Raw genomic sequence first — 24,333 nt, forward strand, 5'->3', positions numbered from 1 at the left:
ACGTGAAGTGCGCACTCCGTATGCGCGCACAGGAGACCCATGGCCAACACCCGAGGTTGCACCGCGGTTGATTACGATTCAGCCATGGCGAAGAAGCTGGTGATCAAGGTGACGGCGGGGGCCGACGCCCCCGAACGCTGCTCACAGGCGTTCACGGTCGCGGCGGTGGCCGTGGCGAGCGGTGTGGACGTCTCCCTGTGGCTGACCGGCGAGTCCGCCTGGTTCGCGCTGCCGGGCCGCGCCGCCGAGTTCGAGCTGCCGCACGCCGCCCCGCTGCCCGACCTCATCGACTCGATCCTGGCCGGCGGCCGGCTCACCCTGTGCACGCAGTGCGCGGCCCGCCGGGACATCACCGAGAAGGACGTCATCGAGGGCGTACGGATCGCGGGTGCGCAGGTGTTCGTACAGGAGTCGCTGGCGGACGAGACGCAGGCGCTCGTCTACTGAGACGGCTGGGTCCAGAGGCAGAAGGGGTGCCCGGCGGGGTCGAACAGCACGCGTACGTCGTCCTGCGGCTGGTACTCGGCGAGCGTGGCACCCTCGGCCATGGCACGCGCGGTCTCGCTCTCCAGATCGTCGACCTCGATGTCCAGGTGGAGCATCATCTGCTGGTCGCCGGGTTTCCTGGTGGGCCAGACGGGCGGTACGTACGCGGGCTCGGTCTGGAAGGACAGCCCCGTTCCGCCACCGGGCGGGCCGATGAGCACCCAGTCGGGCTCCTCGGCGCGCACGACGAACCCGAGCAGGCGCGCGTAGAAGTCGGCCAGCGCATGGGCGTCATGCGCGTCCAGTACGACCGTCGACAGCCTCGTGGGCGACATGCACGTCTTCTACCGCGGCCGCTTCTTGCCGTCCAGCTCGTCCCACCACTCGTCGGACTTGGGGTCCCCGGAGGGGTCGTCCCACCAGCGGTCCTCGGGCCCTCGGCGGTTGGCGATCATCGCGGCGACGGGTGGGATGACCATCGCCACCACGCACATCCCCACGGCCACCGGGACCGACCACAGACGTACGACGCCCCAGGCCAGGACGAACAGCGTGAGGCACGTGCCCATCATGGCGAAGTAGATGTGACGCCGCCGCGCGTACATACCTCCAGCGTAGGGCTCCGCACACGCCGAAGGGGCCGCACCCCGGGCGTCCAACCCATGGGATGCGGCCCCTCGGCCGACAAGTACCGTCAGATACCGTCAGACCGCGATCGCGACCTCGGCGAGCGCGCCCTTCTCGGCGACGACGACCGTGCGGTCGGCGGTGCCGCCGGGGATGAGCGCACGTACGGTCCAGGTGCCCTCGGCCGCGTAGAAGCGGAACTGGCCCGTGGCGGAGGTGGGGACCTCCGCGGTGAACTCGCCGGTCGAGTCCAGCAGACGGACGTAGCCCGTCACCGGCTCGCCGTCCTTGGTCACCTGACCCTGGATCGTGGTCTCACCGGGCTTGATCGTCGAGGCGTCGGGGCCGCCGGCCTTCGCTCCACACATGTCTTTCTCCAAGAGGGGTCTGACCGGAGGAAGGCCGGTCGGGATTGCGGGTTTGTTCGCTTACTGCCTGGTCTTACTTGCTGGCGCCGAGCTCGATCGGGACGCCGACGAGGCTGCCGTACTCGGTCCAGGAGCCGTCGTAGTTCTTGACGTTCTCCACACCGAGCAGCTCGTGCAGCACGAACCACGTCAGCGCGGAGCGCTCACCGATACGGCAGTAGGCGATGGTGTCCTTCGCCAGGTCCACCTGCTCCTCGGCGTAGAGCTCCTTGAGCTCGTCGTCCGACTTGAAGGTGCCGTCGTCGTTGGCGTTCTTCGACCACGGGATGTTGCGGGCGGACGGGACGTGGCCCGGACGCTGCGACTGCTCCTGCGGGAGGTGGGCGGGCGCGAGCAGCTTGCCGGAGAACTCGTCGGGCGAGCGGACGTCGACGAGGTTCTGCGAACCGATGGCCGCCACGACGTCGTCACGGAAGGCGCGGATGGCGGTGTTCTGCGGCTTGGCCTTGTAGTCGGTGGCGGGCCGCTCCGGGACCTCCTCGACCAGCTCGCGCGCGTCGAGCTCCCACTTCTTGCGGCCGCCGTCGAGAAGCTTGACGTTGTCGTGGCCGTAGAGCTTGAAGTACCAGTAGGCGTAGGACGCGAACCAGTTGTTGTTGCCGCCGTAGAGGATCACCAGGGTGTCGTTGGCGATGCCCTTCGCCGACAGGAGCTTCTCGAAGCCCTCCTGGTCGATGAAGTCGCGGCGGACCGGGTCCTGCAGGTCCTTGGTCCAGTCGATGCGGATCGCGTTCCTGATGTGGTTCTTCTCGTAGGCGGACGTGTCTTCGTCCACCTCCACGATCGCGATGTTGGCGTTGTCCAGGTTCTCCTGGACCCAGTCGGCGTCGACGAGGACGTCGCTGCGGCTCATGCTCTTCTCTCCTCCGGGGCAGTTGCGGCGGGGCGTGCGAGTGCGAGGGGGTGCGCGCTCGGACCGAGACGGCGCACCTGTGCCCTGGTCAGGGCGCGGGGAAACGCAGAAGTCGGAGCTTCCGCTCAGAAGGGGCGACAGAGCATGGCGGCGACGCGGCACAGGTCGACTGCCCGCCGCTTCGTGAGATCCGCCTGTCGCTTCATGGGCTCGATCGTAGGGACGGACATACGGGCGTGTCACCGGCGTGTCGCATACTGAGACGAGATTGTCCGCGATGTGGGAATGAATCACCGCGGACCGTGTCCCCACGCGGCTCGAGGGCGGGTGTATCGGCGATCACATCTACGGTGCGGACGGCGTCGTCTCGCCAGTCGGACACCCGGCGCCCGCCCGTCCCCGTACTACCCGGCGAGGCGGACGTTCGAACCCTTCACCGTGATCTCGACGCCGTCCTTCGCCGCCTGGACCTTGTCGAGCTGGATGCCGCCGGGCAGGCCGTCGATCTTCTGCTCGAAGTCGGTGATCGCGCGGACCCGGGACTCGGCGATGTCGACGCCGCCGAAGCTGGGCAGCGTGTCGGCCTGCACCCGCACGGAGTCGCCCTGGGCGGTGACCGTGCTGAGGACGTAGACCGGGTTCGGCATCCTGGTGCCGAGGACGGTGGCCTCGACGGCGACCTTGATCTTGCCGTTGCCGCCGTCGGAGAGGCCGACGACGTTGGCGGTGACGCCGGGGGCGACCTGGGTGGGCTCGGACTTGGCGGTCTTCAGCAGCTCGGCGTAGGTGACGGACGCGGTGCCGGTGGCGGTGGCCGCGGTGGCGGAGCTGTAGTCGCCGGAGAACTCGACGCCCTTCATGTTCGCCGTGAGGTCGTCGATCCGGATCGTCCTGCCGTCGGCGCCGGTGGCGGCCTCGTAGTCCTTGATGCCGACCTCGACGTCGTCCAGCGAGCCGCTCACGACCTGGGTCAGGAACGGGAAGCCCTTGATGGACACGTCCGGGGCGGCGGCGAGGTTCTCGCTGGCCTGGAGCTTTCCGGCCGCCTCGTCCTCGGCGAACCCGACGGCGAGCCGGTCGGCCAGCACGAAGAGGCCGCCGAGTATCACGACGACTATCAGCAGTATCCGCAGGGCGCGCATGGTGTGGTGTTCCCCCACATCGGTGGTCGACAACGACGAACGACGGTCACGACGGCCGGGTGGCCGTCCAGCGCGAGGGTAACCCTGGGGTGCGGGTGACCGACGGATTGTCGATCACCTGTGACAGGGCGGGCCGAGTCGTTTTTCGCCCCCGCCGCCCCTACCCGTCCCATCCTTCTGGGGCTCCGCCCCAGACCCCGCTCCTCAAACGCCGGAGGGGCTGGATTTTGCCGGGCCAGGCAATTTCAGCCCGTCCGCCGTTTGAGGACGAGGCCCCACCATCCCGAGCCCCCACCCACCCGCACGGGGCGTGATCTGGGCGGAAGTCACTTGTCGACGCCGGTCCCGGCAACTTCAGCCCGTCCGGCGTTTGAGGACGAGGCCCGTTTCAGGGCCGAAGCGGGGGTCTGGGGGCGGCAGCCCCCAGGGACGGGACGGGTAGGGGCGGCGGGGGCGAGGAAAATCCGGCCTCAGGCCAGCGCCCGCCCCAGCACATACACCGCCGGCGCCGCCGCGGCCAACGGCAGCGCAACGCCCGCCGTGAAGTGGACGAACCGTGACGGATAGTCGTAGCTCGCCACCCGGTGCCCGATCAGCGCACACACGGCGGCTCCCGCCCCGAGCAGCGCCCCACCGGCACCCACCCCCGTCATCGCACCCACGGCAACCCCGGCACCCGCCGCCGCAAGCAACGAGACCACCACGGAGGCCGCGGTCGGCAACGGCAACGCCCGCGCCAGCACGCCTACGGCGACCGCCATCGCCCCCACGGTCACCGCGTCCGCCTCGGCCGCGAGATACCCGGCCGCGATGATCGCCAGCGCCGCCGAGGCGACCGTCGCCATCAGGCCGTACATCCGCTCGTCCGGATCGGCGTGCGACCGCAGCTGCAGGACCAGCGCCAACAGCACCCAGACACCCAGCGTCCCGAGGATCGCCGCCGGCGCCCCGTCGGCCACCAGCAGCGCCACGTCCGCAGTCACCGCCCCGGCGAAGGCCAGCGCGATGCCCTGCCGGGCGGGCCACATGCCGTTCAGCCGGAACCAGCCCGCCGCGGTCACCGCCTGCAGGACGACGAGGGGTACCAGGAGGGCGTACGGCCCCATCGCCGCCGATCCCGACAGCAGCAGCCCCAGCAGCGCCGTGAGCGCGGCCGGCTGCATGCCCGGCTCGATGATCGGGGACCGGCCCTCCTGCCGGGCCCGCTGGGCGTCCGTGACGCGGGAGTTGCCGGAAAGGGTGGCAGGGCCGTAGCCGGAGTCCTCACCGTCCGCGGGCCGCGCGTCCGTGCCGGAGCTCTGCTGCTGCGCGGGCGACGGGAACGGCGCCTGCGACTGGTACTGCGGCTGCGGCTGCGGCTGCGGCTGCGGCTGAGCCTGAGGCTGCGCATGGGCCTGCCCCTGCGGCACGCCGTCCCAGCCGCCGCTCTGATACGCGGCGGGGTCCCCCGCCCCCTGCGACGGCAGATACGAGGTCTCCGCGGAAGCCGCGGCACCCGCAGAGCCCGACGTCACCGGCGTGTGCACCTGCGTTTCCCAGGTCTGCCCCTGCCACTGCTGCGTGTACTGCTGGGCGGCCTGCGGATCGTCGTGCGCCTGCTGCCCGGGCCACGCCTGCGGGGCGGGCTGCTGGTACGGGTCGTACCCGTCGTACCCCTGCCCCTGATGCCCTTGGTGGCCCTGGTGGCCCTGGTGTCCCTGATACGGCTGCTCGCTCATCGTCACCCTCCTGCGAACGGCGGGAGCACCTCGACCGTGCCGCCGTCGGCCAGCCGTACCGTCTCATGTTCGCGGGTGCCCACGGGGTCACCGTCGACGAGGAACGAGCATCGCTGCAGGACGCGCACGAGTTCCCCGGGGTGTCGCTCGCGCACCGCGTCGAGCGCCTCGGCGAGGGTGTCCGCGTCGAACGGCTCCTCGGCGATCCCGGCCGCGGCCTTCGCGGCGGCCCAGTAGCGCACCGTGACCTTTGGCATCCGGTTCCTCAATCGATCGGCTGTGTACCCCGTCAGGCTAGCCGCCCTGTGAGACGGCCCAGTGCCCGATGCGCTCCAGCAGGGCGTCGCCGGCCGCGTGCTCGGCGTGGCCCATGCCCGGCTCCAGCCAGAGTTCGCCGTGGTCACCGGCCGCCCGGGCCAGCATGCGGGGGTGGTCGAGGGGGAAGTAGCCGTCACGGTCGCCGTGCACGATCAGCAACGGCGTGGGCGCGATCCTCGGGACTGCCTCGACCGGAGACATCGGCACCGGGTTCCACTCCCGGTGGTGGATCCGGGTACGGAATCCGTAGCGGCCCACCAGACGCCCCTCCGGGCGGGTCACCAGCCAGTGCAGCCGGCGCATGTGGGGCGTACCCCGGTAGTACCAGCGCGCAGGCGCACTCACGGACACGACGGCGTCCGTATGCGCCCCGCGCTCAGCACCGCGCTCAGGCGCCGTCCCACCGTTCTCGCCGTAGATCGCCGCGTGCCGGAGCACCACCGAGCCCCCCATCGAGAAGCCGACGGTCACCACGCGCGCGTGCCCGAGCTCCCGCGCCCACCGCACCGCCGCCGCCAGGTCCAGCACCTCGCGGTCGCCGACCGTCGAGCGGCCGCCCGACGCGCCGTGCCCGCGGAACGAGAACGTGACGACGGCCCCCTGCCGGGTGAAGGCCTCCGCCACCCGGCCGACATGGGGCTTGTCCACGTCCCCGGTGAAGCCGTGGGCGACGACGAACACCAGGTCATCGGCGGGTGGACGGGAGGCGTCGTATACGACCGCACCCGGGTCGTATACGGAATCGATCGTCACCCCGTCGTCGGTGTACAGAAACGTCCGCATAGGTGTGCGTCTGGTCGTCTCAGAGTTCGGACGAACCGTCGATCGTGCCACATGACCTGCCGGACCGTTGCTCATGTGGGCTATTCTGCTGGGCAGAGGACTCGGGCAGCGTAGCCCCCGGGTCCTTTTGTGCTTTCGGAAGCGTTGTATACGACGCGGGAAACCGCAGGTGTACGGGGCCTTCGGGATCGCAGAGCAGTTCCGTACCGCAAACGTCCTCGCAGGGACCGAGGAGGAACCAGACGTATGAGTTCTCTGCTGCTCCTGACCAATGCCCTCCAGCCGTCGACGGAGGTGCTCCCCGCACTCGGCCTACTGCTGCACAACGTGCGCGTGGCGCCGGCGGAGGGACCCGCCCTCGTCGACACCCCCGGTGCCGACGTCATCCTCATCGACGGACGCCGTGACCTCCCGCAGGTCCGCAGCCTGTGCCAGCTCCTGCGCTCGACCGGCCCCGGCTGTCCCCTCATCCTCGTCGTCACCGAGGGCGGCCTCGCCGCCGTCACCGCCGACTGGGGCATCGACGACGTGCTCCTCGACAGCGCCGGCCCGGCGGAGGTGGAGGCGCGGCTCCGGCTCTCCATGGGCCGCCAGCAGATCGTCAACGACGACTCCCCCATGGAGATCCGCAACGGCGACCTGTCGGTCGACGAGGCGACCTACAGCGCGAAACTGAAGGGACGGGTCCTCGACCTCACCTTCAAGGAGTTCGAGCTCCTGAAGTACCTCGCCCAGCACCCGGGCCGCGTCTTCACGCGCGCGCAGCTGCTGCAGGAGGTCTGGGGCTACGACTACTTCGGCGGCACCCGGACGGTCGACGTCCACGTACGACGACTGCGCGCCAAGCTCGGCCCCGAGCACGAGTCGCTCATCGGCACCGTACGGAACGTCGGTTATCGATTCGTTACCCCGGAGAAGGGCGACCGGGTCGCCGACGATGCGAAGGCCAAGGCCGCCCAGGCAAAGCCGGAGGATGCGGACGAGGCGGACGCCCTGGACGGCATCGAGATCGGGGCCGAGGCATAGAAGGGCACGGCGGACGCTCGGGCGGGGCGTCATCGGCATCGCTTCGGCGCAACGGAGTGACAGCCGGGCGACAGGGAAGCTCCTTCACGCCCTGCCCAGAGCGGGTCCATCCGCGTAGACTCCGCGCGTGGCCAAGGTGACTCGGGATGATGTGGCGCGGCTGGCAGGGACCTCCACTGCCGTCGTCAGCTATGTCATCAACAACGGACCCCGGCCGGTCGCCCCGGCCACGCGCGAGCGCGTTCTCGCCGCGATCAAGGAACTGGGCTACCGGCCCGACCGCGTCGCCCAGGCGATGGCCTCGCGGCGCACGGATCTCATAGGCCTGATCGTCCCGGACGCGCGCCAGCCCTTCTTCGGGGAGATGGCGCACGCGGTCGAGTGGGCCGCCGCCGAGCGCGGAAAGATGGTTCTCGTCGGCAACTCCGACTACGTCGGCGAGCGCGAGGTCCACTATCTGCGGGCGTTTCTCGGTATGCGGGTCTCCGGGCTCATCCTGGTCTCGCACGCGCTGAACGATCTGGCCGCCGCCGAGATCGAGGCCTGGGACGCCCGGGTCGTCCTGCTGCACGAGCGGCCGGAGGCCATCGACGACGTCGCCGTCGTCACCGACGACCTCGGTGGCGCCCAGCTCGCCGTACGCCACCTCCTGGAGCACGGCTACGAGTACGTCGCCTGTATGGGTGGCACCGCGGAGACGCCCGCGGTCGGCGACCCGGTCTCCGACCACGTCGAGGGCTGGCGGCGCGCGATGGCCGAGTCGGGGATCCCCACCGAGGGGCGGCTGTTCGAGGCGCCGTACAACCGCTACGACGCGTATCGCATAGCGCTGGAGATTCTCTCCGGGCCGAACCGTCCTCCCGCGATCTTCTGCTCCACCGACGACCAGGCCCTCGGTGTGCTGCGGGCGGCGCGCGAGCTGCGGATCGATGTGCCGGGGGAGCTGGCTGTCGCCGGGTTCGACGACATCAAGGAAGCGGCGCTGGCGGATCCTCCGCTGACGACCATCGCGTCGGACCGGTCGGCCATGGCCCGGGCCGCGGTGGATCTTGTGCTTGATGACGGGCTTCGGGTTGCGGGGTCGCGGCGGGAGCGGTTGAAGGTGTTTCCGTCGCGGTTGGTTGCGCGGCGATCGTGTGGATGCGCCTGAGAGCTCGGGTGGTTGTGTCGTGGTGCGGCTTTCGGTCGTGTGTGGCTGGTCGCGTCCACGCGGCGGAGCCGCACATTGATACAGCCCCGCGCCCCTGAGGGCGTTTCCATGAAGCTTGCCTGAGAGGGCTCGCCGCGTTGCCGGAACCGCCTTTACATCGGGCATACGAGCTTCTGCCGGGCTTCTCAGGGAGCACTCAGGAAGCTCTCATGGTGGGGCGACAAGCTCATTTCCATGACCGAGAGCTTCCGCCGCAGCGGCGACTACGAGAACCCCTACCAGGGCGCCCAGCAGCACGCCTCCTCCCCCGTGAACCCGGAATGGCCGCCCCCGCCGGCGTACCAGCCGACGGCGGAGCAGGCGGGCGGCGGAGCCCCGACCGCTCTTCTCACCGAGCCCGTGGCCCAGCCGCCGAAGGCGCGGCGGCGCCGGCCCCGCGGTCCCGTCGCCCTCCTCGCGGCCGTGGCGATCGTCGCCGCGGCGATCGGCGGCGGTACGGCGTACGGCATCCAGGAGCTGACCGGCAGCGACACCGTCGCGACCTCCAGCTCCACCAGCACCAACGTGGTCCCCTCCAGCCAGAAGGGCACGGTCTCCGGGGTCGCCAAGGCGGTCAGCCCGAGCATCGTCGAGATCAGCGCGGCCTCGAACGCCGGGTCGTCCACCGGCTCCGGCGTGATCATCACCAGTGACGGGGAGATCGTCACCAACAACCACGTCGTCGCCGGCGCCTCGCAGATCAAGGTGACGACGAGCGACGGCAAGGAGTACACCGCCGAGGTCGTCGGCACCGACAGCAGCAAGGACCTCGCGCTGATCAAGCTGCGGAACGCGTCCGGGCTGACGGTGGCCACGCTCGGCGACTCCAGCGGTGTGCAGGTCGGCGACGAGGTCGTGGCGATCGGCTCGCCCGAGGGCCTGACCGGCACCGTCACCAGCGGCATCGTGTCCGCGCTCAACCGTGACGTGACCGTCTCGACGGACGAGAGCCAGGGCCGGCAGCAACAGCAGCAGGGCGGCGGCGGTTGGCCGTTCGAGTTCGGCGGTCAGGAGTTCAACGGCGACACCGGTTCGTCGACGACGACGTACAAGGCGATACAGACGGACGCCTCCCTGAACCCCGGCAACTCCGGCGGCGCGCTGATCGACATGAACGGCAACATCATCGGCATCAACTCGGCGATGTACTCGGCCTCAGGCTCGGGCTCGTCCGACGCGGGCAGCGTGGGCCTCGGCTTCGCGATCCCGATCAACACCGTCAAGGCCGACCTCGCGAAGCTGCGGTCGGGTTCGCAGAGCTGAACCCACAGGACTGAAGGGGTACGTCATGATCCAGCAGGTTGAGCACACCGCGACCGGCGTCGGTCCCTCCGACCTCGCCCTGGCCCTCGCTGTCGCCGGCGCCCTGCACGCGCCGACCGCCCCGTCCCGGGCGCCGGAGCTGGCGACCGTCCGCCTGAGCGCGGGCCGCAGGGCGACCGCGTCCCGCAGCCGTCGCCGTACCGTCCGGGGCTGAGACTGTACAGAATTGAGAACGTGCGAGGCTGAAGGCGTTCAAGCCGCTCAGCCCTCCGTCCGGCCCCCTGTCCCACCGCACCCGAGGATCCCGAGCCCATGAGCCCCGCCGATGGCGACCGTGACCCCCAGCGCATTCTGATCGTCGACGACGAGCCGGCGGTGCGCGAAGCGCTCCAGCGCAGCCTCGCCTTCGAGGGGTACGACACGGAGGTCGCGGTCGACGGCGCCGACGCCCTGGAGAAGGCGACCGCCTACCGGCCCGAGCTGGTGATCCTGGACATCCAGATGCCCCGCATGGACGGCCTCACCGCCGCCCGCCGTATCCGCGGCGCCGGCGACACGACGCCGATCCTCATGCTGACCGCCCGCGACACGGTCGGCGACCGGGTGACCGGGCTGGACGCCGGGGCCGACGACTACCTGGTCAAGCCGTTCGAACTGGACGAGCTGTTCGCCCGGGTCCGCGCGCTGCTGCGGCGCAGCTCCTACGCGGCGCCGGCCGGTGCGGGCGAGGCGCAGGAGGACGAGGCGCTGACCTTCGCGGACCTGCGCATGGACCTCGCGACGCGGGAGGTCACGCGGGGTGGGCGGCCGGTGGAGCTGACCCGTACGGAGTTCACCCTGCTGGAGATGTTCATGGCGCATCCGCGCCAGGTCCTCACCCGGGAGCAGATCCTCAAGGCGGTCTGGGGCTTCGACTTCGAGCCGTCGTCGAACTCGCTGGACGTGTACGTGATGTACCTGCGCCGCAAGACCGAGGCGGGCGGCGAGCCGCGGCTCGTGCACACGGTTCGGGGCGTGGGGTATGTGCTGCGACAGGGCGGGGCGGAGTGAGCAGGGTTCTACGCCGGTTCCGGTCGCTGCCGATCCGGGCGCGGCTGTCGATGCTGGTCGCCGCGGCGGTGGCGTTCGCGGTGGCGGCGGTTTCGGTGACGTGTTGGTTCATCGTGCAGGGGAAGCTGTACGAGCAGGTCAACGCCGACCTCAGGAAGATGTCGGAACCGCAGCGGTACAGCCAGGTCGTGGAGCTCCTCAACGCCTGCCCCCAGAGCGTCCCGACCGACGAGACCTTCCAGACCGGCGCCAACGGCCTGCGGGCGCAGAGCACCTACATCCAGCTGGTCAAGGCCGACGGGACGCCCTGCGTCTCCTCGACCTCGGCGGGCACCGTCAAGGTCACCGACGCCGACAAGAACGTGATCAAGGACGCGGACAACACCACGGGGAACATTCTCGAGGGGATCACCCGCAACGGCACCGACACGGACGGCAATGCCGTGCGCGTGTTCACCGTGCCGCTGGTCGTCAGCCAGGGCCCGGTGAGTCCGCCCCAGCTGTACCCCGACACCGCGCTTCTCGTCGCGGTGCCGCTCAAGAACACCCAGTCCACGCTCAACGAACTCGCCCTCATCCTCCTTCTCGTCTCCGGTATCGGAGTCATCGGCGCCGGAGCCGCCGGCCTGGCCGTGGCCCGCGCGGGCCTCCGCCCCGTCGACAAGCTGACGGCCGCGGTCGAACACGTGGCCCGCACGGAGGACCTGACCGTCCGCATCCCGGTGGAGGACGACTCCGAGGACGAGGTCGCCCGCCTCTCCCGCTCCTTCAACTCCATGAACTCGGCCCTGGCCAGCTCCCGCGACCTGCAACAGCAGCTCATCGCGGACGCCGGCCACGAACTGCGCACCCCCCTCACCTCCCTGCGCACCAACATCGAGCTGCTCACCCGCAGCGAGGAGACGGGCCGCCCGATCCCCGAGGCAGACCGCAAGGCGCTGCTCGCCTCGGTGAAGGCCCAGATGACCGAACTGGCCTCCCTGATCGGCGACTTGCAGGAGCTGTCCCGCTCGGAGGGCCAGCGCGGTGAACGCGTCCAGGTGATCTCGCTGGAGGACACGGTCGAGGCGGCGCTGCGCCGCGCCCGTCTCCGTGGCCCGGAACTGACGATCACCGCCGATCTCCACCCCTGGTACGTCCGCGCGGAACCGGCGGCGCTGGAGCGCGCGGTGGTCAACATCCTCGACAACGCGGTGAAGTTCAGCCCGGAGAGCGGCACGGTCGAGGTCGCCCTCAACGACGGCGTCCTGACCGTCCGCGACCACGGCCCCGGCATCCCCGCCGAGGAACTCCCCCACGTCTTCGACCGCTTCTGGCGCTCCCCCAGCGCACGGGCCCTGCCGGGCTCGGGCCTCGGCCTGTCGATCGTGGCCCGCACCGTCGAGCAGGCGGGCGGCGAGGTCACGCTGGCCCGCGCGGAGGGCGGCGGGACGGTGGCGACCGTACGACTGCCGGGGGCGCCGACGCCGCCGCCCGCGGAGCCGCAGGAGTAGTGCGCCGACAACCGGCCCATCGACGCGGGCAGGTGTGGTTGAGAAGCAGCTCAGCCTCCACCCCCCTCCCCCCGGACCGGGCCGGGCGCCGACGCGGAACATGATCGCGAACGCATACGGCGCCGGCCGCGGTACCCCTCCGCGCAGCCCCGCATCCACCATCGCCGCCATGGACCCGTATCACTCACGGAGAGCCGCAAGAGGACCAGCTGCTCCAATTCCCCCCACAGCCCAGCGGAGTTACCCCTGTGAAGCGGTGGCAGGCGAAGAGGGACAAAGAACGACAGACAGCCCCTCCCACCTGTCAATGTCCTGTCATCCGCACCTGTTCCCGACCCTACCCACCAGTTCTCTGCAAGCCTTCGTGGCTGTCAGACAGGTGCCGGACGTACCCGTCGGCACCGTGCACGAGCACACAGGAGTGAGCCACCCCCCATGCGACTCATTCGCAAATCGAAGCTCAGGAAGAGCGCCGGGAACAGCGTCAGGAAGAGCGCCCTGATCACCGCCTCCACCGCCCTCGCCATATCCGGCGTGCTGACCGGCACCGGTTCCGCCCAGGCGGCCGGGAACGGGCCGGGCGGTGCGTCGAACATCCGGGGTACGGACCCCGGGAACACCGACCTGCTGGTCGAGCGGCTCTGCAACCAGGAGCCGAGCCTGACCGGCGTCTACGGCGCATACAACGTGGACACCGGCGAGTTCAAGACGCAGGACGAGTACCTGCGGGACGTCTTCGGGCTGTGGAAGCCGGCCGGGCCGTGGGAGCTGTTCCGCGGCTGGTGCGGTTACGCCGAGGCCTCGACCTGGTCCACCAAGGGCGAGACGGTCCGCACGTCCCCGTGGATCGGCAACCACGGCTCGACGGACGACAAGGAGACCTTCGTCAGCGGCTACAGCACCAAGACGTTCGCCAAGAAGAGCGTCGGCGGCACCATCAGCCTCTCCCTCGCCAAGAGCATCTTCTCGGGCGGCGTGGGCGGCAGCGCCGGCTACGAGTGGGGCTGGGAGAAGACCTCCTCGTTCGAGCGCCGCAGCGAGAAGTCCGTCCCGCCCTGCACACAGGTGGCCGTGACCTGGACGCCGTACCAGCGCGTGGTGCGCGTGAACCCGATCTTCCAGGTCGAGGACTACCAGTGGAACAAGGGCGACGGCGACGTCACCACGCACACCTGGCGCGGCCGGGACGCGAGCTGGAAGACGATCTACTCGTACGGCTACTACATCGACGGCACCTCCGACAAGCTCCTCCCCAACGGCCAGCCCGACGGCCGTGAGGACAAGGTGGAAGAGAAGCTGGACCCCAACACCTGCGCCAAGTAAGGCCCTTCACCGCCCTCAGGGCGGCAACCTTTCCGTGCGGAGCGGCGACTGATCCCCGGATCATCCCCCCGCACGGAACGGATCGCCGTATGACTGATGGGCCACCGCCGCCGCCGACGGGTTCGCCTCCGTCAACTCACTGGAGCAGAACGGGACTTACGGCGGGCGTGACGGTTCGATCGTCACCGTGAGGACGCAGGCCGATCTGGAGAAGTACGCGACGGCCGCCGAGCCGTACGTCATCGTCGTGGCCGGGACGATCAACATGAACCCGGTCGGGAAGGAGATCAAGGTCCAGTCGGACAAGGCCATCGTCGGGTCCGGGACGTCCGGGCACATCGTCGGCGGCGGGTTCTTCCTCGGCTCCGGCGTGCACAACGTGATCATCCGGAACCTGACCGTCCGGGACTCGTACCAGGGCGCGCAAGGACAGCACGAACGTCACGGTGTCCTGGAACAAGCTGAGCCAGCGTGGGCGGCGTTGTCGGTGGACGGGTTGCGCAACGACGCCTTGAATGCGATCTCCATGGGTCGTCGGGATCGGGACCACGCCCAACGGGCCACAAGGGAGTTGAGGATGTTCGGAGCTTCAGGGCCGGGAAGAGCAAGGTCATCGAAAGCTCTGCGAAACACCAAGAGCAGTCCAACGCCCGATCATGACTTCCCCGCCCCCGTCCATGATTCAGCAACGCGAACGTTTATGTGAAGTTTCGAGCGTACGTTCCACCCCGTGAACTCCGACAGATCCGCCGGCTCACAGCCGGCCACCGCCGCTCACCAGCGGTTCGCTCTCCCCTCGCTCGCCCGCCGCGCACTCCTGCGGGCCGGGCTGACCGGGGCCGCGGCGCTGGGGACCACCGCCGCCCTCGGCACGGCCACCGCCTCCGCCGCGCCCCGCGCTACGCCCGCCACCCCCACCTCCCGTCGCCGCCCCGGCACCCCCGCGGAAGCCCTGCGTGAGCTCGCCGCGGGCAACCGGCGCTGGCGCACCTTCCGTGAGCAGCACCCCGACGAGTCGCCCGCCGTGCGGCAGGCCCTGACCTCGGGTCAGCACCCCTTCGCCCTCGTCCTCGGCTGCATCGACTCCCGGGTGCCGCCGGAGCTGGTCTTCGACCAGGGCCTCGGCGACCTGATGACCGTACGCTCCGCCGGTGAGGTCCTGGACGAGGCCGTACTCGGCAGCGTCGCCTACGGCGTGCTCGAACTGGACATCCCGCTGGTCCTGGTACTCGGGCACCAGTCGTGCGGCGCCGTGAAGGCGGCCGTCGCGGCGGACGAGTCGGGTGAGCAGTTGCCGGCGCACATCCAGTACATCGCCGACCAGATAAAACCGAACATAGACCGCAGCGAGGAGGGCGACGCACGCGTCGACTCCACCATCGACGCCAACGTGTGCGCCGTCCTCGCCCGCCTCGCCGCCGAACCGGACCTCGCCGCGAAGGTGGCCTCCGGCGAACTGGCCATCGTCGGCGCCCGCTACGAGCTGGACACGCAGCGCGTCCACCGGGTCGGCTGACGACCACACGCGACGGCGCCCCCGGCATGCCCGGCGACCTCAGTGGAAGCCGAGCATGCCGGGGGACGTCGCTGTCGACGGTTGGCCCTGCGGCCCTCACCGCCTCGAAACCAGCGTCTCCTCCGTCAACGCCTCGGGCACCGGCCCCGCCGGCCGCGCATACGCCCCGCCCCGCGCCACCTACTCCGCGTGCCTCAGCGGGAGCGGCCGACCGTCAGCCCCTCCCCCTCCAGCCGCACCCTGATCCCGTCCTTCTCCACCCGCACGTCCCGCAGCCGCAGTTGCCCGCTCGGCGGCTCGGGCAGCCGGAAGCCCAGGGACAGCTGGTCGGCGAGGACCGGACGGGTGAGCCGGGGCAGGGCGTCGAGGAGGGCGGGGTCGAAGCCCAGGAGCTTGAGCAGTTCGGGGTGGTCGAGGGCCAGGTCGATGAGGTTGAGCTGCATGGCGCGGTGCGCGAAGCGCGGGGTGCCGGTCAGCTCGGTGAGCCTGGACTCGTTGCGCAGGGCCTCGCGGACGACGGAGTCGGGGACCCCGAGCCGCCGCACGATCGACGGGACCGACAGCAGCGCCTTCGCCTTGCGGGTCTCGTGGGCGAAGCGGGCGACCGACTGCCGGCTCAGGTGCAGGCCCTCCGAGGCGCGGGCGCCGGGGCGGTACGTGGCCAGCTTCCCGATGTCCAGGCGCATGCCGCCGATGTGCGTCGCGATGCCGCGGTCGCCCTCGCGCACGATGCGCGCCTCGGCACGGAGCCGCAGGTCGTGGCCGGCGACGGGCAGCGTGCCGCGCGCCCGGACCCGGTCGTGACCCTCTCCGGTGAACGTCACCTGGGAGGCGCCCAGTTCACGGTTCAGGTCGGCGAAGGAGAGCAGCACGTCGCCCTCCAGCCGGGGGACGTCGGCGCCGCGCACCGACGTCGGACCGTCGGTGTCCAGCCGTACGCCTCGCGCCGTGGCCGTCACCTGGGCGAGCGAGACGCGGTCGGCGGCCACGTCGGGGACGGTCACCTTCACCGAGTCCAGTCGCTCGTCGGCGAGTTGGGTGAGGAAGGGGAAGCCGCCGATCTCGACTTCGGGGGCGGCGGCCAGGTCGAGGCGGTCCTTGAGGGTGTCCGCCGCTCTGCGCTCGGCGTACAGCAGGGCCCAGCGGTCGGCGAGGGTGAGGAAGGATGCGAGGACGACGAGGCCGACCACCGCCTTCAGTGCGAGGGGAAGCCCCGCGAAGCGGCCGCGTCGACGGCGGCGGCCGCCTCGGCGGTGGTTGGGCGGGGCCCAGGGATCGTCCTGGGCCTCCGCCTCGTCACGCTCGTCCGGTACGTCCTCGTGGAAGAAGTCGTCCAGCGGACCGAGGTCCTGTGGACCGGCGTGCGACGGACCAACGTCCGACGGACCGACGTCCTGCGGGCCGTCGTCCAGCCTGCCGAGCTCCTCGTACGGGTTCGTATAGGGATGCGCCGTTATGTGGTGGGGGGAACGCATCGGCCCATCCGACCATGCGCACGCCCCCCACCCGCAACCGCAATCGAAGGTATGCGATCTACCTCACGATCACTGACTCTCGGTCAATCATTCAACGACCAGTGCCGGCGCGCTCACTGACTCACGACGGTGATCCGGTTCGCCGCCGGCGGCGCGATCGGGTTCGTGGCCGAGGAGTTGGCCGTCAGGTACTTCTCCAGCGCCGTCAGGTCGTCCGAGCCGACCAGGTCGTTCGTCCCCTGGCCCAGCGTCGGGAAGCCGTCGCCGCCGCCCGCGAGGAAGCTGTTGGTGGCGACGCGGTAGGTGGCCGTCGGGTCGATGGCCCCGCCGTTCAGCTTGATGGAGTCCGTCACCACCCGGTCGGCGCCCGACTTGGTCAGGTCCAGCGTGTACGTCAGACCCGACGAGGGCTGCAGGATCTTCGGCGACGCCGCGTTCGTGCCGCTGACCTGCTCCTTGAGCACCTGGATCAGCTGCGCGCCGGTGAAGTCCTGCAGGTTCACGGTGTTGGAGAACGGCTGCACGGTGAAGCCCTCGGCGTACGTCACCACACCGTCGCCCTCGCTGCCCTTGGCCGCGTAGGTCAGCGGTGCCCGGACGCCGCCCGGGTTCATCAGCGCCAGGTCCGTCTCCGGGTCCAGCTCCTTGCCGTGCGCGAGCTGCGCGTCGGCGATCAGGTCGCCGATCGGGGACTCGGTGCCGGTGTTGGAGATGTCGGCGGAGATGTAGCCGATCGCGCGGTTGCCGATGGGCGCCGCGAGGGTGTTCCACTTGCCGATCAGCTCGGTCATGTCGGGCGCCTTGGCGACGGTCCGGGTGACCACGTGGTTCGCCGACTTCACGGACGTACGGGCGATGTCGCCGGTGAAGCGGTCGTACGTCAGCGTCGTGTCGGTGTAGAGGCGGCCGAAGGACGCGGCCGACGTCACCATGCGCGGCTTGCCCGCCGGGTCGGGGATCGTGCAGACGTAGGCGGCGTGGGTGTGGCCGGTGACCAGCGCGTCCACCTGCGGCGTGATGTTCTTCGCGATGTCGACGATCGGGCCGGAGACGCCGTCACCGGCGCCCGGGGAGTCGCAGTTGTAGTTGTACGACCCCGACGCCGGCAGCCCGCCCTCGTGGATCAGGGCGACGATCGACTTCACGCCCTGGCGCTGGAGCACCTTGGCGTACTTGTTGATCGTCTCGACCTCGTCCTTGAACTTCAGGCCCTTCACGCCGTCCGCGGAGACGACACCGGGGGTGTCCTCCAGGGTCACGCCGATGAAGCCGACCTTGACGTCCTTCTTCTTCCACACCCAGTAGGGCTTGAGGATCGGCTTGCCGGTCTTCTCGTCCAGGACGTTCGCGGCGAGGTAGGGGAAGTCGGCGCCCTCGAACTCCTCGTCCTTCACATAGCAGCCGGCCGTGGGGTGGCAGCCGCCGTTCTGCAGGCGGGCCAGTTCCTTGGCACCCTCGTCGAACTCGTGGTTGCCGACGGAGGTGACGTCCAGGTCGAGCTTGTTCAGCGCCTCGATGGTGGGCTCGTCGTGGAAGAGGCCCGAGATCAGCGGGGAGGCGCCGACCATGTCGCCGCCGGCCGCGGTGATGGAGTACTTGTTGCCCTCGCGGGCCTGGCGCAGATGCGTGGCGAGGTACTCGACACCGCCAGCGTCGATGGTCTTCGTCGTGCCGTCCGGCTGCAGTTCGGTGACCCGGCCGGAGGAACCGGCCGGCGGCTCCAGGTTGCCGTGCAGGTCGTTGAAGGACAGCAGCTGCACGTCCTGGTAGCGGTTGAAGTACCCGCTGCCGTGCTTGGCGGAGCTCTCCTCCGCCGTCGCGGTCGCGGGGAGCGCCGCGGCCAGTGCGCCGGCGGTGGCGAGACCGGCGGCCCCGGCGAGGAGAAGGTGAGTACGGCGTCTGCGGCGCTGGTGCGCGCGTGACTCGGCTGGCATACGCCCCCCTGTGGGTCGAAAGTGACATGGCCCCGTCGGGCGCAGCCTAGAGTCAACGCGCGTAGCGCGACAGAGGGTTCATGGTTACTTTCTGGTTTCCCTTTGCCCGCCCCTTTGCCGCCACATTGGCGGGCGCTCCCTTTACCCTCGTACGCATGACCAGCGACGACACCGCACGCCCCCTCCCCACCCGCGCCATCGAGACCCACTTCGCGCTCTCCCCGGAGCAGACCGAGGCCGTACTGGAGCTGCTGGCGGAGGCCGCCCGGAACGACGGGCAGCAGGCGGTGTCCGAGCAGGGCCGGCTGCAGCTGCGCGGCGGGGAGCGCGAGGGCGTGTCGCATCTGCTGCTGACCGTGGCCGACGAACTCGTCGGCTACGCCCAGCTGGAGGACACCGACCCGGTGGAGGCCCCGGCCGCCGAACTGGTCGTCCACCCCGCGCACCGCGGCCACGGCCACGGCCGCGCGCTCGGCTCGGCCCTCCTCGCCGCGTCCGGAAAGCGGCTGCGGGTGTGGGCCCACGGCGGCCACGCCGCCGCCCGCCATCTCTCCCAGGTGCTCGGCCTCACCCTCTTCCGCGAGCTGCGCCAGATGCGCCGCTCACTGGCGGACCTGAACCTGCCGGACCCGGTACTCCCCGAGGGCGTCACGGTCCGCGCCTTCGTGCCCGGCCAGGACGACACGGCCTGGCTCGCCGTGAACGCCGCCGCCTTCGCCCACCACCCCGAACAGGGCTCCCTCACCCAGCGCGACCTCGACGACCGCAGGGCCGAGCCGTGGTTCGACCCGGCCGGGTTCTTCCTGGCGGAACGCGACGACGAGCTGATCGGCTTCCATTGGACGAAGGTCCACGCGGAGGAGGGGCTCGGCGAGGTGTACGTCCTCGGCGTACGCCCCGGCGCCCAGGGCGGCGGCCTCGGCAAGGCCCTGACGACGATCGGCCTGCGGCACCTGGCGTCCCAGGGGCTGCCGACGGCGATGCTGTACGTCGACGCCGACAACAAGGCGGCGGTGTCGGTGTACGAGCGGTTGGGGTTCGTGACGTACGAGACGGATCTGATGTATCGGACGGAGACCTGAGAGTCGGAGACCTGAGAGTCGGAGACCTGAGAGTCGGAGACCTGGGGGCCGTAGGCCTGATAGTCGGAGACCTGGGGGCCGTAGGCCTGATAGTCGGAGACCTGGGGGCCGTAGGCCTGATAGTCGGAGACCTGGGGGCCGTAGGCCTGATAGTCGGAGACCTGGGGGCCGTAGACCTGAGCGCCGTAGACCTGAGGGCCGTATACCTGAGGGCCGTCACCGCACGACCGGCCGGGCGCGTACGACGAGTACGTCCAACCCCAGCTCGTCGTCCCCGATGTCCAGCCCCGCCCACAGGGCCTGCGCGGCCAGCAGGTTGAAGACCCGGTGCGGGGCGCACACCACATCACTCTCACGTCCGCCGCCGGCCAGCCGCTCGGCCACCACCCGGGCGGCCGCCTCGGCGTCGGCGGCGTGCTGGCCGAGGACGGTGGCCACCGGCTTCCCGGCCCCCGACACGAAGGCCTCCACCAGCAGCAGCCGCGCCGCATCCGCCGTGCCGTCGCTCCACCGCCGCACCTGAGTCGTGACCGACAGCCCGGTCACCACCCGACCCAGCTCGGCCAGCATCCACGCGCCCTGCACGAGCCCCGTCCCCAACGCCCCGGCCCCCGCACTCGCGGACCAGGGCCGATTCCCCTCCCCGGCGCGCCCCTTGCCCAGCAGCGCCCAGTCCCCCGACACGGGCACGGACATCGGCGCCTCCAGCGCGAGCACCGCCCGCCCGCCGCTCAGCAGGCCCTCGGCGACCGCCTCGACCGCCGTCGCCGGGTCGCTCCCGTACCCGGCGAGCGCCTCCGGCACCGGTCCCGCCCTCGGCACGTCGACGGCGGCCCAGGCGAAGGAACCGGTCCGTACGGAGCCGATGTCGACGGCGACCACTCGTAGGTCTCGCGGAGTCGGCTCGGCCATCTGCTCCTCCTCGCGGTCCGTGATCGGTTCTCAAGTAGGCCGTGCCACGCTCGGGCCTTCACGACAGGCCCCGTCTGTCGGAAGCCCATCGGGGCCGGGTGCGGCTTGGCCTCCGGGTCGGTGGACCAGACGAGGCGCAGTTCGAGGTTGTCCTCGCCGATGAGGTCGCACAGCAGATCTGCCCACGGGCTTGCCCGGGAGGCCGACGGGCACGAACGTACCGCCGCCGGCGAAGCGTTCCCTCACCCGGTCGGCGAGACGCCGGCTGAAGCCGACGCATCAGCTGCTCGCTGACCGCGCCGCCGATGCAACGCAGTTCCGAGCGTAGTTCGCTTGCCCGGGGCCCAGTGGCCCCGCCGGCCACCAGAGGCCCGACTTGACTTTTGATCCCCCCCGCCACCACCCTTTCACTACTCAATTAGTGAAAGGGTGGTGGAACGGATGGTCGAGTACCGCATCGACCGGCGCTCCGGCGTCGCCACCTACGTGCAGATCGTCCAGCAGACCAAACAGGCCCTGCGCCTCGGCCTGTTGGAGCCCGGCGACAAGCTTCCGACGGCCCGTGAGGTCGTCGAGGCGACCGCCATCAATCCGAACACCGTCCTCAAGGCCTACCGCGAACTCGAACGCGAGGGGCTGGTCGAGGCACGACGGGGGCTCGGCACGTTCGTGCGACGCGGGCTGAACACCGCGCCGGCCGACTCGCCGCTGCGCACCGAGCTGGAGGCGTGGGCCGTACGGGCCCGCGAGGCCGGCCTGGAGCGCGACGACGTGGACGCGCTCTTCACTTCCGTACTGGACACGCATTTCAAGGGGGACGAGTCATGACCGAGACCGCCATCGAGGCGGCCGCGCTGGGCAAGAGGTTCGGACGGCGCCGCAAGCGGGCGCTGGACGGCTGCGCCTTCCAGCTCCCGGCGGGCCGGATCTGCGCCGTCGTCGGACCCAACGGCGCGGGCAAGTCGACCCTCCTCTCCCTCGCCGCCGGTCTGCTGCACCCCAGCGACGGCACGATCACCGTCCTCGGCCAGGCCCCGGCGGCCGCCCGCGAGCAGGTCGCGTACGTCGCCCAGGACAAGCCCCTGCACCCGCAGCTCACCGTCGCCGACACCCTGCGCTTCGGCCGCGAGCTGAACCAGCGGCGCTGGGACGACCGGGTCGCCGAGCGGATCGTCGCCGAGGGAGACCTCGACCCCGATGCCAAGATCCGCACGCTCTCCGGCGGCCAGCGCACCCGCGTCGCGCTCGCCCTCGCCCTCGGCAAGCGCCCCGAACTGCTGCTCCTGGACGAGCCGATGGCCGACCTCGACCCACTCGCCCGGCACCAGCTGATGGCCACGCTCATGGCCGACGCCGCCGAACGCGGCACTACGGTTGTCATGTCCTCGCACGTCGTGGCCGAGCTGGAGGGCGCCTGCGACCACCTCCTGCTGCTCGGCGCCGGCCGCGTCCGCCTCGCCGGCCCGCTGGACGACCTGCTCGCCGCGCACCGGCTCGTCACCGGCCGCGCCGACGCCGGCCTGGACCCGCACACCGTGGTCGAGTCCCGCACCACGGGACGCCAACTCACCGCACTCGTACGGCCCGAGGGCCCGCTCGACGACACCTGGCAGAGCACCGTCCCCACCCTGGAGGAGCTGGTCCTCGCCCACCTGCGCGCCCCCGAGGCACCGGCCCTGCGGCTCGACTCCGTGCCGGAGGCCGCCGTATGACCACCGTCGTGACCATCGAGACGTCCACCGCCGTCGCGCCCTCCCGGGGGCCGCGCGGACTGGTCTGGGTGATGCTGCGGGTGCATCGCTGGGCGCTGTGGTTCTGGGTGCTGCTGGTGGCCGTCGGCGCGGGGGCGCTGCTGTTCGTCCACGGGCCGGGGACGGACGCCGCCTGGTCCGAGTACCGGGCGATGGGATGCGACTCGCCGGAGGTCGGCCAGGCCTGCGACTACTCGGGTCCCGCCATCAGCCGCCTCGGCCTGGCCAACAGCCTCGGCGGCCTCCTGAACTTCGTGCCGCTGCTCGCCGCCGCGTGGGCCGGCGGTGCGCTCATCGGGCGTGAACTGGAGAACGGAACCGCCCAGTTGGCCTGGGCCCAGTCCGTGTCCCCGGCCCGCTGGCTGGCCGCCAAGCTCGCCGTCCCGGCCGCCCTGCTCGTCGCGGGCACGACCCTGCTCACGCTGCTGCACCGCCTGGCATGGTCGTCGGCCGCCCCCCTGCGGTCCATCGTGCCCTGGCGGGAGTGGTACGACGACGACATCTTCCTGGCCAACGGCACCCTCGCCACCGCCCACGCCCTCCTCGGCCTCGCCGTCGGCGCCCTGGCGGGCCTGCTCCTGCGCCGCGCCCTGCCCGCGCTCGCCGCCGCGGCCGTAGGACTGCTGGTGCTCACGCAGGCCCTCGGCTCACTGCGCCCGTACCTGTGGCCGGTCGAGACGCTCACGCAGAAGGGCATGTACCCGCCGTACACCGGCATGGTCCTCGACGACGGCGCCCTCACCTCCACCGGCGCCCGCGTCGAAGACCCCCTCTGCATCAACGACACCAAGTGCCTCGCCGACCACGACATCGTCGGCTTCTACCGCGACTACCACCCCTCCTCCCACTTCTGGCCCCTCCAACTCGTGGAGACCGGCATCGTCCTCGCCGTGGTGGCCCTGGCGGTCCTCGCCGCCTTCCGGCTGCTGCGCCGCCGCACCGGAGCCGCCGTATGACCGCCACCCTCACCGCCACCGGCACCACCCCGGCCGGCACCACCCCGCGCGGGCCGCGCGGCCTGGTCTGGTCCGTCCTGCGGGTGCACCGGACCGCCCTGGTCCTCTGGGGACTCGCCCTGACCGCCGCGACGGCGGGACTGATCTGGATGTACGTCATCGCCGACGAGGCCCGCCGGGCCTACCTCCCGTGCTCCGAGCCGGTCGCCGCGGACGGCTACCCCTCCTGCTCCTCGCTCGATGCGATCACCGCCGACGACTACTACTCCACCGGCATCGCCCTCCTCACCTCGGCCCTGACCTTCGCGATCTTCCCCGTGGCCGCCTGGGCGGGCGGCGCGCTCATCGGGCGGGAGCTGGAGAGCGGCACCGCGCTGCTCGCCTGGACCCAGTCGGTCAGTCCGGTCCGCTGGCTGGCCGCCAAGCTCGCCGTCCCGGCGGTCCTGCTCGCCGCCGGCACCGGCGCGCTCGTCCTGCTGAACCGCTGGGCACAGACGGACGGCAACCCCAACGTGGTCGGGGACTGGTACGGCCCGGACGTCTTCGTCGGCATCGGCCCGGCGGCCGTCGGCTACGTACTGGCCGGCCTCGCCCTCGGCGCGCTCGCCGGACTGCTGGTGCGCCGGACGCTGCCCGCCGCCGGGGCGGGGTTCGCGTCCTCGCTCGTCCTGTACCTCGTGCTGGACCATTTCCGCAAGGACCTCTGGCCGAAGGCCGACCGCAGCCAGGCCGGTGAACTGGAGCTGCCCCGCTCGGCCTGGCAGGTGGACTGGAACGCGACCTGGGGCCGGTATCCCGGAGAGGGCACCCCGCGGTTCACCAGCGCGACCTTCCACCCCCGGTCCCATTTCTGGCCCCTCCAGCTCGTCGAGACCGGCATCCTCCTCGCCGTCGCGGCCACCGCAACCCTCGCCGCCTTCTGGCTGCTGCGCCGCCGCACCCCGTAAAAGCCTGCGAACCGGCTCCAAGGACCAGCCGCACGTCCCTCCACGGGGGGAGGGACGTGCG

At 70.9% G+C, this 24,333-nt stretch carries 26 protein-coding genes and 1 pseudogene; 15 read left to right on the forward strand and 12 right to left on the reverse strand.

Going from position 1 to position 24,333, the window contains the following annotated elements; translation table 11 throughout:
* The first annotated feature begins 84 nt into the window (after positions 1–84).
* Positions 85–447: a DsrE family protein gene (locus EJ357_RS21260; protein ID WP_126393187.1), complete on the forward strand. Its 363-nt coding sequence runs from the start codon at positions 85–87 to the stop codon at positions 445–447.
* On the opposite strand, the gene EJ357_RS21265 is transcribed toward EJ357_RS21260, so the two are convergent.
* The 9 genes from EJ357_RS21265 to EJ357_RS21305 all read right to left on the reverse strand — a co-directional run bounded on the left by EJ357_RS21265 (position 441) and on the right by EJ357_RS21305 (position 6,430).
* Entirely contained in the window at positions 441–821 is a 381-nt protein-coding gene (locus EJ357_RS21265; protein WP_126393188.1) for a VOC family protein, read from the reverse strand. The genes EJ357_RS21260 and EJ357_RS21265 overlap by 7 nt on opposite strands.
* Before the next feature lie 9 nt (positions 822–830).
* The gene (locus tag EJ357_RS21270) at positions 831–1,091 is read right to left on the reverse strand and encodes a DUF3099 domain-containing protein (protein ID WP_093904297.1); all 261 of its coding nucleotides are present in this window, start codon (positions 1,089–1,091) and stop codon (positions 831–833) included.
* Positions 1,092–1,190: 99 nt separating this feature from the next.
* Positions 1,191–1,481: a DUF1416 domain-containing protein gene (locus EJ357_RS21275; RefSeq protein ID WP_126393189.1), complete on the reverse strand. Its 291-nt coding sequence runs from the start codon at positions 1,479–1,481 to the stop codon at positions 1,191–1,193.
* Between the two features lie 73 nt (positions 1,482–1,554).
* Entirely contained in the window at positions 1,555–2,394 is an 840-nt protein-coding gene (locus EJ357_RS21280; RefSeq protein WP_126393190.1) for a sulfurtransferase, read from the reverse strand.
* A gap of 125 nt (positions 2,395–2,519) precedes the next feature.
* A complete protein-coding gene (locus EJ357_RS50765) occupies positions 2,520–2,624 on the reverse strand; it encodes a putative leader peptide (protein WP_370260121.1) in 105 nt (34 codons plus the stop codon).
* A 174-nt stretch (positions 2,625–2,798) separates the two neighbouring features.
* Positions 2,799–3,536 (reverse strand): LmeA family phospholipid-binding protein, encoded by a 738-nt coding sequence (locus EJ357_RS21290; RefSeq protein WP_126399766.1) that lies wholly within the window; start codon positions 3,534–3,536, stop codon positions 2,799–2,801.
* Between the two features lie 470 nt (positions 3,537–4,006).
* Positions 4,007–5,254, reverse strand: coding sequence for a hypothetical protein (locus EJ357_RS21295; RefSeq protein WP_126393191.1), 1,248 nt, complete (start codon positions 5,252–5,254; stop codon positions 4,007–4,009).
* A gap of 2 nt (positions 5,255–5,256) precedes the next feature.
* Positions 5,257–5,511 carry a MoaD/ThiS family protein gene (locus EJ357_RS21300; protein ID WP_126393192.1) on the reverse strand — a complete coding sequence of 85 codons (255 nt, stop codon included), beginning with the start codon at positions 5,509–5,511 and terminating at the stop codon, positions 5,257–5,259.
* A 37-nt stretch (positions 5,512–5,548) separates the two neighbouring features.
* Positions 5,549–6,430, reverse strand: coding sequence for an alpha/beta hydrolase (locus EJ357_RS21305; RefSeq protein WP_126393193.1), 882 nt, complete (start codon positions 6,428–6,430; stop codon positions 5,549–5,551).
* Between the two features lie 171 nt (positions 6,431–6,601).
* Between EJ357_RS21305 and EJ357_RS21310 the strand changes: the two genes are divergently transcribed.
* From EJ357_RS21310 to EJ357_RS21350, 9 genes and pseudogenes are all read left to right on the forward strand, one after another.
* Positions 6,602–7,381, forward strand: a complete 780-nt coding sequence (locus EJ357_RS21310) for a winged helix-turn-helix transcriptional regulator (protein ID WP_126393194.1) — start codon at positions 6,602–6,604, stop codon at positions 7,379–7,381.
* Between the two features lie 127 nt (positions 7,382–7,508).
* Positions 7,509–8,531, forward strand: a complete 1,023-nt coding sequence (locus tag EJ357_RS21315; protein WP_126393195.1) for a LacI family DNA-binding transcriptional regulator — start codon at positions 7,509–7,511, stop codon at positions 8,529–8,531.
* 234 nt (positions 8,532–8,765) lie between these two features.
* Positions 8,766–9,833 carry a S1C family serine protease gene (locus tag EJ357_RS21320; RefSeq protein WP_175647465.1) on the forward strand — a complete coding sequence of 356 codons (1,068 nt, stop codon included), beginning with the start codon at positions 8,766–8,768 and terminating at the stop codon, positions 9,831–9,833.
* A 25-nt stretch (positions 9,834–9,858) separates the two neighbouring features.
* The gene (locus EJ357_RS21325) at positions 9,859–10,047 is read left to right on the forward strand and encodes a hypothetical protein (protein ID WP_126393197.1); all 189 of its coding nucleotides are present in this window, start codon (positions 9,859–9,861) and stop codon (positions 10,045–10,047) included.
* Positions 10,048–10,145: 98 nt separating this feature from the next.
* Positions 10,146–10,883: a response regulator transcription factor gene (locus EJ357_RS21330; protein WP_126393198.1), complete on the forward strand. Its 738-nt coding sequence runs from the start codon at positions 10,146–10,148 to the stop codon at positions 10,881–10,883.
* The gene (locus EJ357_RS21335) at positions 10,880–12,376 is read left to right on the forward strand and encodes a HAMP domain-containing sensor histidine kinase (RefSeq protein ID WP_126393199.1); all 1,497 of its coding nucleotides are present in this window, start codon (positions 10,880–10,882) and stop codon (positions 12,374–12,376) included. The genes EJ357_RS21330 and EJ357_RS21335 overlap by 4 nt, the downstream gene beginning before the upstream one ends.
* Before the next feature lie 435 nt (positions 12,377–12,811).
* On the forward strand, positions 12,812–13,699 hold the full coding sequence (locus EJ357_RS21340; RefSeq protein WP_126393200.1) for a hypothetical protein: 888 nt from the start codon (positions 12,812–12,814) through the stop codon (positions 13,697–13,699).
* A gap of 97 nt (positions 13,700–13,796) precedes the next feature.
* Positions 13,797–14,178, forward strand: a pseudogene (locus tag EJ357_RS21345) (pectinesterase family protein); the annotation flags it as partial.
* A gap of 251 nt (positions 14,179–14,429) precedes the next feature.
* On the forward strand, positions 14,430–15,215 hold the full coding sequence (locus EJ357_RS21350) for a carbonic anhydrase (protein ID WP_126393201.1): 786 nt from the start codon (positions 14,430–14,432) through the stop codon (positions 15,213–15,215).
* 194 nt (positions 15,216–15,409) lie between these two features.
* On the opposite strand, the gene EJ357_RS21355 is transcribed toward EJ357_RS21350, so the two are convergent.
* A complete protein-coding gene (locus EJ357_RS21355) occupies positions 15,410–16,690 on the reverse strand; it encodes an LmeA family phospholipid-binding protein (protein WP_126393202.1) in 1,281 nt (426 codons plus the stop codon).
* Positions 16,691–16,803: 113 nt separating this feature from the next.
* The gene (locus EJ357_RS21360; protein WP_126393203.1) at positions 16,804–18,624 is read right to left on the reverse strand and encodes a bifunctional metallophosphatase/5'-nucleotidase; all 1,821 of its coding nucleotides are present in this window, start codon (positions 18,622–18,624) and stop codon (positions 16,804–16,806) included.
* Between the two features lie 155 nt (positions 18,625–18,779).
* On the opposite strand from EJ357_RS21360, the gene mshD reads away from it, so the two are divergent.
* Positions 18,780–19,706 carry a mycothiol synthase gene (gene mshD / locus EJ357_RS21365; protein WP_126393204.1) on the forward strand — a complete coding sequence of 309 codons (927 nt, stop codon included), beginning with the start codon at positions 18,780–18,782 and terminating at the stop codon, positions 19,704–19,706.
* Between the two features lie 216 nt (positions 19,707–19,922).
* On the opposite strand, the gene EJ357_RS21370 is transcribed toward mshD, so the two are convergent.
* Positions 19,923–20,618 (reverse strand): hypothetical protein, encoded by a 696-nt coding sequence (locus tag EJ357_RS21370; RefSeq protein WP_126393205.1) that lies wholly within the window; start codon positions 20,616–20,618, stop codon positions 19,923–19,925.
* 441 nt (positions 20,619–21,059) lie between these two features.
* On the opposite strand from EJ357_RS21370, the gene EJ357_RS21375 reads away from it, so the two are divergent.
* Genes EJ357_RS21375 through EJ357_RS21390 form a run of 4 tightly spaced genes read left to right on the forward strand, consistent with a single transcriptional unit; the run spans position 21,060 to position 24,272 of the window.
* Positions 21,060–21,446 carry a GntR family transcriptional regulator gene (locus EJ357_RS21375; RefSeq protein WP_126393206.1) on the forward strand — a complete coding sequence of 129 codons (387 nt, stop codon included), beginning with the start codon at positions 21,060–21,062 and terminating at the stop codon, positions 21,444–21,446.
* Positions 21,443–22,330, forward strand: coding sequence for an ABC transporter ATP-binding protein (locus EJ357_RS21380; protein WP_126393207.1), 888 nt, complete (start codon positions 21,443–21,445; stop codon positions 22,328–22,330). The genes EJ357_RS21375 and EJ357_RS21380 overlap by 4 nt, the downstream gene beginning before the upstream one ends.
* Positions 22,327–23,325 (forward strand): ABC transporter permease, encoded by a 999-nt coding sequence (locus tag EJ357_RS21385; RefSeq protein ID WP_126393208.1) that lies wholly within the window; start codon positions 22,327–22,329, stop codon positions 23,323–23,325. The genes EJ357_RS21380 and EJ357_RS21385 overlap by 4 nt, the downstream gene beginning before the upstream one ends.
* Positions 23,322–24,272, forward strand: a complete 951-nt coding sequence (locus EJ357_RS21390; RefSeq protein WP_126393209.1) for a hypothetical protein — start codon at positions 23,322–23,324, stop codon at positions 24,270–24,272. The genes EJ357_RS21385 and EJ357_RS21390 overlap by 4 nt, the downstream gene beginning before the upstream one ends.
* Positions 24,273–24,333 lie beyond the last annotated feature (61 nt).

It is taken from the genome of Streptomyces cyaneochromogenes (assembly GCF_003963535.1).
GTDB classification, from domain to species: Bacteria; Actinomycetota; Actinomycetes; order Streptomycetales; family Streptomycetaceae; genus Streptomyces; species Streptomyces shaanxiensis.